Origin of the sequence: Coleofasciculus sp., assembly GCF_046565525.1 — a bacterium.
Classification (GTDB): Bacteria; Cyanobacteriota; Cyanobacteriia; order Cyanobacteriales; family Coleofasciculaceae; genus Coleofasciculus.
This window is the reverse complement of record NZ_JBKHUP010000181.1, coordinates 1-9,492: the sequence shown is the minus strand read 5'-3', so window position 1 is coordinate 9,492 and position 9,492 is coordinate 1. Positions and strand designations below refer to the sequence as shown.

The window sequence follows — 9,492 nt, the reverse complement described above, 5'->3', positions numbered from 1 at the left end:
GTTATCAGTTATCAGTTATCAGTTATCAGTTATCAGTTATCAGTTATCAGTTATCAGTTATCAGTTATCAGTTATCGGGAGATAGGGAAGATGAGTAAGTTAATTCAAAACTCTACCTTACCTGTTCACTGTTCACTGTTAACTGTTAACTGTTAACTGTTCACTGTTCACTGTTTACTGTTCACTGTTTACTGTTAACTGTTCACTGTTTACTGTTTACTGTTCCCTCACCCATCTCCTTGATTCTCCACTTCTTCCATCAGTATAATCGTTCCGTATGATTGTGCTTCTTCTACTCCTTTCAAGCTTTGAAGCGTAACCCGACATTGAATGGACTGACCTCGGCGATTAATCGCATCCACGGTTATTATCTGGTGATTTTCCTCACCCTGAAAACATTTACGGATAGGTTCGAGCAACTGATCCACAGGTAAACCAATATCTAAACTCAGTAAGGATTTGTTTTGTACCTCGTCACTGCTTACTCCCCAAAGTTCCTCGGCGTCTTGATTCCAACGGATAATATTGAATTCGCGGTCTACAATAATCACCCCAGTTTGGAAACTTTCCAGAATTGACGTTAAAAAAGTATTGGCTTGGTTGACTTCCTCAGTCCGCAAGCGCAATTCTTCATTCATTGTCCGCAATTCTTCATTCGTAGACTCAAGTTCGTCATTCATCGTCTCCAGTTCTTCGTTCGTCGATTGCAGTTCCTCGTTCGTGGTTTCCAATTCCTCATTCGTCGATTGCAGTTCCTCGTTCGTGGTTTCTAGTTCCTCATTACTCGACTGAAGTTCCTCATTCACCGTCTCCAGTTCTTGGGTTGACGCTTTAAATTTATTTTGCAATTGGTTGTAGCTAGTGACATCATTAAATGAAATACTCACTCCCAGCAACTGAACACTATTGTCGTTTTCCTGTAACGGGGTAATTTGCACATCCAAATATTGAGTCGTATCTGAGTGATCCCGCACCACATCGTTAATCAAAATCGAGGTGCGATCGCGATAGACATCATCGATGATAGACCGGAGTTCTAGAGGACGGTAGGAAAGTTCCAAGTCTCGAAACAGTTTGCCAATATCTTGCCGCTTGATATCAAACATCGACCGGGCGTTCATATTTGCCAAAACCAAGTAGCCACTGGCATCGACAACAATTTGAGCTACGGGTGAGGAGTTAAACGCCGCTTCTCGCAGGCGCAACCGCTCAGACAGACGGATACTTGCTTCTTCATTCCCAGATTGAGCGAATACCAGCAGGCGATCGTTCAGTTTCGGTTTTGGTACTTTGGTAAAGATACGGTGCTGTAAACTCAAGGGTCTAAACAGGTTGCTATTGGTTAGCAGCATCTCCGCTTTGCCTAAAAATAGAGCGCCGTTGTCATTCACAGCAAAGTTAAACCGTACCAAAATCCGTTTCTGAGTTTCCGCATTAAAGTACATCAGCGTGTTACGGCAAATCAGCAAATCCAGTCGGGAAATTGGCGCATTTTGAACCAAATCATTCCGACCAAAAATCACCATACGGCGTATATCAGACCGGAAAATATAGTGATTGCCAACTTTTTCAAAATAGCGCTGTCGCCATTCATCGGAAAGCTGTTCTAAGGCTTTGGCATCATAGCGTGCCCAACGAGCTTGAGTTAAGGCTTCTTCGTCTACATCGGTGGCATAAATTTTAACTCGCTGGCGAAATTGTTCAAAACCCAGAATTTCTACCAAAAGAATAGCGATAGAATAAGCTTCTTCTCCAGAGGCACAACCAGCACTCCAGACGCGGATTGAATCTTGCTTATCCTTTTGCTGCAACAGTTGCGGCAGGGTTTGATTTTGTAGATAGTTCCAGGCTTCAGGATCTCGAAAAAATCCGGTAACGTTGATTAAAATCGTGTTGAACAGCGGCTCAAATTCTTCGGGATGAACTTCCAGGTAGTCTAGATAGTCACCAAAGTTATCGATTTGGTGAGACTGCATTCGTTTGGTTACCCGCCGCTTGAGCGTGGAGCGTTTGTAGCCTGTAAAATCAAAGCCGCGTGTTTCTTTTAGATACTCCAGTAGGGCTTCAAAGATTCGATTTTGTTCATGTTCTTCGTTATTTTTCATTAATTGATAATTATTAATTGATAATTGATAATTATTAATTTTATAAAGGCAATAGTAAAAAATAAAAACTAAAAAGCAAATGCCCTAAATTTTAAAGCCTTCTACCCTGGAGCCTTTTAGCCTCCGCCTTCTTGTACGAGTCGGATGAGTGTTTCGGCAATTTCCGGTAAGGGTAAAATTAAATTAACTATCCCGGTATCAATGGCAGAACTGGGCATACCAAAGTGTTCCGCCGTTTCTTGATCTTGGCTGATCACCATACCACCCATTTTCGCGATCGCCTGTACTCCTTGTTTGCCATCTTTCCCTGTCCCTGTCAACACTACAGCGATTGCCCGATCTCGATAACTTTTTGCCAGGGACTCAAACAGTACATCTGCCGAGGGACGGACAAAATTAACGGTGGACGACTGAGTTAAGGAAAGGGTACCATCAGAGTTTACCAAAACATGATAATTAGGTTGGGCAATATAGACCTGTCCCGGACTTAGGTTGTCTCCTTCCTCCGTCTGCTTAATCGGCAAAGAAATACGCCTGCGGAGTATCTCTGCCATTAGAGAAGGGTGAGTGCGCTCAAGATGCTGCAAGACTAGAACCGCCGCCGGAAAGTCAGTCGGTAGATCGGATAAAACTTGAGATAGCGCCTTTAGCCCTCCTGCGGATGCGGCGATGGCGACGACATCAAAGGCGGTATTGGCGAAGGCTGGCGGGGGATTGTTGGGTTGATCGGCATGGGAAAGTTGCATTTTATGGGTAGCACCGAACTATAAGAGTTGACGCCTTTAGTCTATCGGTTTTGGAACTATCGGCGCGAAGTCATGAAATTGGGTGATTGGGGTATGGTTGTAGTATTGGACTTTTCTGACGTCTGGCGAGAACGAATTAGGTTAATTTAGGGGGTTGAAGCGTTTGGCGAGAGAATTGCCTATAAAAACCCCAATTTATCCTAAAAAACAAAACTTCATAAAGCAAAGGGCGCAAGGCGATTGAAATCGCGGCTACACAAACAAAGTCCGCCTGCGCGGACTGAGTTATAACAGGGGCAGCTAACCCGGATTTGGTATTACAGGAGAAAGAGCAATCCGCAAGAGCATTCCCCTGCTCCCCCTGCTCCCCCTGCTCCCCCTGCTTTTGGCGCTTAAGTGGTCACCCAACCCCTACACGCCTTCCTGTAACACTTCCGAGAAGGCAAAATCGGGTTCGGCTAAAACAAATACTGTCGTTGGTAATCCCGTCGCCAAATCTTGCAAGCGTTCGTAATAACTGGTGTAATCATCCATGGGTTTCGCCATACCCAAGAACACTAAATCCGCACTTTGGGAAGAACGGCGCAGGATTTCGGGAAAGGGGCGTCCCTTCGCCTCCAGCACTTGCGATCGCGCCCCAATCCGTAGTTGTTGAGTTAAGTTTTCCAGATTCGTCCGCGTCGCTTTGGCGGCGGCTGCATTAGCGACGACCAATTTAAGGTTAATTTCCGCACCGCGCCATTCCATACTCGTCCGCAACAGGTACGCCAAAATTAACATTAAACCGCCATTTGCCTGTAAACCGCCCCACCACAGATCAATCCGCTGACGCCGACCAAATCCCCGTTCCTCTACATCCCGTAATATCACCACATTGCGGCGGGCTTGGTGTAGGTTGGCGATCATCTGGCAATAACTACCGCGACGAGTGGGTTCCTCACTATCGCCTAACAGAATCGTATTGGGAACTAATGGACCAATTCCATACGCCTCCACTAATCGTTCTGCACCAATAAACGGATCAGGGGCGGAAATTAAACGGGCTAACCCTTGCACCCCCCGCTTCTCTAAATACTCCCGAATCGTGGCTTCCATTTCCAGTTGCTTGGCTGGATCACGGGAACCACTAGGAATCACACTGGCGACGGTAAATAAGCTGCGTTTGTGGGTTAAGTTTGCCGCAAATTCGACCAAATGCCAACGACGAGTCGGCGCCCCAGAAAATACCAGAATATGAGGACGCCAGTTTTTGGTATCGGGGGTATACTCCAGGCGAGTAATTCCCGTGCGTACCAGCGCCATCCAGATTCCCTGACGCACATCACCCCAAGCACTTTCTAATTCCCGCCGTTCTAACCAAATATAAACACTCAATACAATAATCGCTGCCATGAACGTCGCCATGGCATTGAGTAAGAACATCACCCACAAACAGCCTATCGCCCCTAGTAGGGATATAGACCAATGCACCCGGAAGGAGGGGCGAAAGGAGGGGCTACGTAAAAAGGTTTCAATCCCCGCTGCTACATTCAACACCAAATAGGTGGTGAGAAAGAACATACTCAAAACCGGGGCAATTAAGTTAAGATCCCCCACGGCGACGGCGACTAAAACTAAGCCCAATGTAACCACCGTCGCAATACGGGGTTCATCTTCCGATCCTGAACCTGTCCCCAGAAACTTCAGCCACCGAGGTAAAATCCCATCCCGCGCCAGCGCCTGCATGACTCGGGGCGCACCGAGAATACTACCAATCGCACTCGATAGCGTCGCCCCCCAAACCCCTAGTAAAACCGAAGGACCCCACAGAGACATCTTCTCCATAATTAAGGGGTTTTCGATTAAGGTGAGAGCATCCGCCCGCATCGCTAAAATCACGGGTAATGCCATATAAATGATATAACCTGTACCCACCGCCGCCAGGGTACCAATGGGAATGGAACGGCTAGGGTTACGTAAATCCCCCGACATATTCACCCCCGCCATAATCCCAGTAACGGCGGGAAAGAAGACAGCAAAAACAGTCCAAAAAGGTGCGGAGTTTTCCGGTTTCGCCCCCCACAGTTCAATCTGAGTATTCGGGTCAACGGGATGACCAAAGACCAAACAAATTAAAGACAGCGCGATCGCTGCCATAATAAAGTATTGTGCCTTAATCGCAATTTGGGCAGAGGCGATCGCCAGAATTGCCACTAGGATAGTTGTCACAATCGCTGTCAGCCGTTGATTTAATTCCGGAAACGTCAGGGAAACACTCTCGGCAAAACCAATCGTATACAGCGCCACGGATATCGCCTGGGCAAAGTAAAGGGGAATCCCCACCGCGCCTCCGGTTTCAATCCCCAAAGAACGACTAATCATGAAATACGCGCCCCCAGCCTTCACCACCCGATCAGTTGCGATCGCACAAATTGACAGTGAGGTAATAAACGTGATCGCCGTAGACAGGGTGACAATCATCAGCGTCCCCAATAAACCCACATTCCCCACAACCCAACCGAATCGCAGGTACATGATTACACCCAGGATCGTCAGGAGTGACGGTGTATAAACACCCCCAAATGTACCCAAACCCTTTTCCGGTTCAGGGGGAACTACTGGAGATGACTGCGAACGTTGACGGAACGGGAATTTCATGGTAAGCACCTAAGCCTGGTTCAATCCAATCAGAAAGGGGAGAATTTTTTCAGCAAAGACATAGCTGACTAAATCTGAAACACCCCCCTAAATAAGCAAAAAAAATGAGTTAAAGCTTCCTAGCACCCTCACGAAATCAATGTCACATCCTCTATGAGCGATTACTGACGTAGCGGGCGATTGATTTTTCGGACTCTCCGTGTCCGCCACCTTAGCAAAAAAAATTGTCTCAAACCTCTATCTGGAGATTGGAGATTTGGGGAGTTTTGATTGTGTAGGGGCGGGTTGGACGACGATCATTTCCTTCCCATAAGTGACTAAACCCGTCCCCGCACCTTTGCACCCCGGCTTCTCATCTAAGGATAAAAACTCAACGAAGGTAATCCCAATGTTTCTTGCCACCCCATCATCAGGTTCAAACATTGAATCGCTTGACCAGCTTGACCTTTAATCAAGTTATCAGTAACTGACATAACAATCACCCGGTCAGTACGCGGATCAACTTCAACGCTGATGTAACACATATTCGTCCCACACGCCCACTTAGTTTGGGGATAAGTACCACTGGGCAATATTCGCACAAAAGGAGAAGCGCGATAGAATGCGCTGTAAATAGTTGCCAAATCTTCTCGCACCAGTCCAGGGTCACGCAAGGTAGCATAAACTGTAGCCAGAAGACCCCGCACCATCGGCATCAGATGGGGGGTAAACTGCACCATCACCTCATGACCCGCTAAATTACTACAAATCTGCTCAATTTCCGGGGTATGGCGATGACGGGCGACTCCATAAGGCGATACAGAACTATCTGCTTCAGCGAGTAAGAGGTTGGTTTTCGCCGTGCGCCCCGCCCCCGATGTACCCGATTTAGCATCAATAATCGCCGTATCGGGCAGAATTAACCCTTGCTTGAGCAACGGTGCAAGTGCCAAGAGACTGGTGGTAACATAACAACCTGGACAACCCACCAGTTTCGCCTCAGCGATGCGATCGCGGTACAATTCCGGTAAGCCATAAACCGCTGTAGCCACGGTTTCCTGGTCATTGCGTTCTCCCCCATACCAGGTTTTATAGGTATCCAAATTTTTAAACCGATAGTCAGCCGAAAGATCAATCACCTTACAGCCTTTCGCCAACAACGTCGGCGCCATCTGACAAGCTAAACCATTCGGTAACGAGAGAAACACCACTTGAGTTCGGCTGGCTATTTTATCTAAATCAATCTCCTCTATGGTCAAATTCACACAATGACCCAGATGAGGATAGAGTTCAGAAAACGACTTCCCCGCACTACTACTTCCCCCCAAATAAACCACCTCCACTCCTGGGTGATCCATCAATAGGCGTATCAATTGCACGCCTCCATAGCCAGAAGCGCCAATAATTCCCACAGACAGGCGTCCTAAGTCACCCATAATATTCCTTCCCTAACAGAGTTAACATCGAAAACAGATGAACATTTGCTGCATTTTAGCTTGAACCGGTGTGACTAAACCCGCCTCGACTCCCCCATCTCCCTGATCTTCCTGAACTGGGTTGGGAGAGTTCGCTACCATAAAGTCAGACCGTTCCACTGTCAAGGGATAGTAACTACATGCCAATCCGATTATCAGCGCAAGAGGCAAACGTTTCTGCTAATCCAGACACAGACGCACCTCATTGCCATCCGCCCCATTGTGTTGAAAGCCAGCGGATTGGTTCATTGCAGCCTAAAATGCTGAACACAGAAAAAGCCCAACGCATGGCAGAGTTGTTCAGTTCCCTAGGGGATACAAATCGGCTGAGGATCATCTCCCTACTCGCGATCGCAGAACTGTGCGTATGTGACATCGCAGCAGCGCTGGATATGAGTGAATCCGCCGTCTCCCATCAATTACGCACCCTGCGAACCATGCGATTAGTACGGTATCATAAACGCGGTAGAAAGGTCTATTATCATCTTCAAGATCAGCACGTTCTCGACTTGTATCAATCCGTTGCCGAACATTTAGATGAGCCTGAATAGTTTATTCCCGATTCCTGATTCTCCATTCCCTGTTAAGAGTTCCCTTTTCCCTGACAAATGACAAATGACACCTCAAATTATTTGGCAACAAAATAGTGACAATCCCGAAAATGGCGCGAACCTAGCCAAAATCAGCAAATTTTGGACAGCCCTGAATAACCGAAAAGTTTCATGGCGACAGCGAATAATTCCCCCCAGTGGAAATGTCCAGGAAATTGACTGGGAATGGCAGCGGTTTGACGAAGAACTTAAACTGCAAAATCCACAAGTTCGGGGAATTACACTCTACTGGCAAAAACCAGACACGGATCAAGAACGCAGTACAACCCCCTGGAAACTTGGACTCGACACGCAGCAACTTCAGGCTTATATTTATCCTCAATCTCAGAAAAATTTAGTCATCCGCGTGGGAATTCCGGAAGTTATCTATCAAAAAATAGAAATCACTAATCCTCAGTGGGAAAGTGACTCTCAGGGGGAAACCCATGTAATTACATTGCGCGATAAGCAGCAACAAATAGAAGTAAAACTTACCTTAAGTCCAGAAAATATCGCTCAGCTTAAGGAAAATCTGCCCGGATAGGGGAAGTTAGAGGTATTATAGATCAAAATACTTAAATAAACTTCACAAAGCGCCGTGATTACAGAACCGTTAATCCAGATCAACCCACTAGAAAAACACCTTTGGACTTGGCAAGGGCACTCAATTCAATACACCGTCAAGGGAACAGGTCAACCCTTATTATTGATTCACGGATTTGGTGCATCCATTGGACATTGGCGAAAGAATATCCCGGTGCTGGCGGATGCAGGGTATCGGGTGTTTGCGATTGACCTATTAGGATTCGGTGGTTCAGATAAACCGGGCTTAGACTACAGCTTAGAGTTATGGATCGAACAGATCAAAGACTTCTGGGAAGCCCATATTAAAGAACCAACAGTATTTATTGGCAACTCCATTGGGGCACTATTGAGTTTAATGGTCGTTACCCAAGACCCAGATATCGCCGTTGGTGGTGTTTTAATTAACTGTGCAGGGGGGTTAAATCACCGTCCCGATGAGTTAAATTTACCCTTACGGCTGGTCATGGGAACCTTTACCAAATTGGTCAGTTCTAAAACCGTGGGTCCATTTTTATTTAACCGCATTCGCCAAAAAAACCGGATTCGCAACACCCTGCGTCAGGTTTACTGTGATCCCCAAGCGATTACGGAAGAATTAGTCGATTTACTATACCAACCCTCCTGTGATCCGGGCGCCCAACAGGTGTTTGCTTCGGTATTGACTGGTCCTCCTGGTCCTGCGCCGAGAGAATTATTACCCAAGCTACAACGTCCTCTACTGGTTCTGTGGGGAGAAAATGACCCTTGGACACCGATTAATGGGGCGGCTATTTACCAGCAGCAGCGCCAGATGGAGAAAGATGTGGAGTTTTTTGCCATTCCGCAGGCGGGTCATTGTCCTCACGATGAGAAGCCGGAGATGGTTAATTCCTTAATTCTCGATTGGCTGAGTCATATTACATAAACGAATGACGAATGACTTATAACTTATGAATCCAATTCTTGCGGGTTTTATTGCCAGTTTACTGGCGGGACTCGCGACCTTTTTGGGTGCGTTACCCGTGTTTTTACCGATTCGTTTAACCCAGCGACGACAAGCGATCGCTTTAGGATTCGGGGGTGGGGTAATGCTAGCGGCGACGGCGTTTTCGTTAATTGTACCGGGTACAGATGCGGCAACTTCTCAAGGCGCTTCCCAGATAGATGCGGCGTTAATTATGAGTGGGGGTGTGCTTCTGGGAACAGCGTTTTTATGGTTCAGTAACAAGTATCTACCACATGAACATTTTTTTGACACTCCCCCGGTTAAAACGCGGGGGATTCTTTCTTCGCAGGGAGGCAGAGTTTAACGTCTTCTCGGACAGAACCTTTACCCTCAGAAAGCTTACCCACCGTGTGTCCCACGGCTGTCCTACCTCTAATTTCGACTACTTGA

General features: G+C 46.9%; 8 protein-coding genes and 1 pseudogene. 4 read left to right on the top strand and 5 right to left on the bottom strand.

Annotated features, from left to right (window positions below; all coding sequences use genetic code 11):
* Positions 1-227 precede the first annotated feature (227 nt).
* The 5 genes from ACLGGO_RS34145 to ACLGGO_RS34125 form a co-directional block, all read right to left on the bottom strand.
* A complete protein-coding gene (locus ACLGGO_RS34145; RefSeq protein WP_446422649.1) occupies positions 228-2,105 on the bottom strand; it encodes a CheR family methyltransferase in 1,878 nt (625 codons plus the stop codon).
* A 116-nt stretch (positions 2,106-2,221) separates the two neighbouring features.
* Positions 2,222-2,851, bottom strand: coding sequence for a chemotaxis protein CheB (locus ACLGGO_RS34140; protein ID WP_446422648.1), 630 nt, complete (start codon positions 2,849-2,851; stop codon positions 2,222-2,224).
* A 411-nt stretch (positions 2,852-3,262) separates the two neighbouring features.
* Positions 3,263-5,488, bottom strand: coding sequence for a Na-K-Cl cotransporter (locus ACLGGO_RS34135; RefSeq protein ID WP_446422647.1), 2,226 nt, complete (start codon positions 5,486-5,488; stop codon positions 3,263-3,265).
* Positions 5,489-5,844: 356 nt separating this feature from the next.
* Positions 5,845-6,903, bottom strand: a complete 1,059-nt coding sequence (argC, locus tag ACLGGO_RS34130) for an N-acetyl-gamma-glutamyl-phosphate reductase (RefSeq protein ID WP_446359331.1) — start codon at positions 6,901-6,903, stop codon at positions 5,845-5,847.
* Positions 6,904-6,924: 21 nt separating this feature from the next.
* Positions 6,925-7,089 carry a hypothetical protein gene (locus ACLGGO_RS34125; protein WP_446422646.1) on the bottom strand — a complete coding sequence of 55 codons (165 nt, stop codon included), beginning with the start codon at positions 7,087-7,089 and terminating at the stop codon, positions 6,925-6,927.
* Here ACLGGO_RS34125 and ACLGGO_RS34120 point away from each other — a divergent pair.
* The 4 genes and pseudogenes from ACLGGO_RS34120 to ACLGGO_RS34105 form a co-directional block, all read left to right on the top strand.
* Positions 7,083-7,493, top strand: coding sequence for an ArsR/SmtB family transcription factor (locus tag ACLGGO_RS34120; protein WP_446338430.1), 411 nt, complete (start codon positions 7,083-7,085; stop codon positions 7,491-7,493). The two genes, ACLGGO_RS34125 and ACLGGO_RS34120, sit on opposite strands and share 7 nt — an antisense overlap.
* 64 nt (positions 7,494-7,557) lie before the next feature.
* Complete coding sequence (locus ACLGGO_RS34115; RefSeq protein WP_446422645.1) at positions 7,558-8,076, top strand: hypothetical protein; 519 nt, start codon at positions 7,558-7,560, stop codon at positions 8,074-8,076.
* 54 nt (positions 8,077-8,130) lie between these two features.
* Positions 8,131-9,021, top strand: coding sequence for an alpha/beta fold hydrolase (locus tag ACLGGO_RS34110; protein WP_446422644.1), 891 nt, complete (start codon positions 8,131-8,133; stop codon positions 9,019-9,021).
* A gap of 25 nt (positions 9,022-9,046) precedes the next feature.
* A pseudogene (locus tag ACLGGO_RS34105) lies at positions 9,047-9,349 on the top strand (ZIP family metal transporter); the annotation flags it as partial.
* Positions 9,350-9,492: the final 143 nt, after the last annotated feature.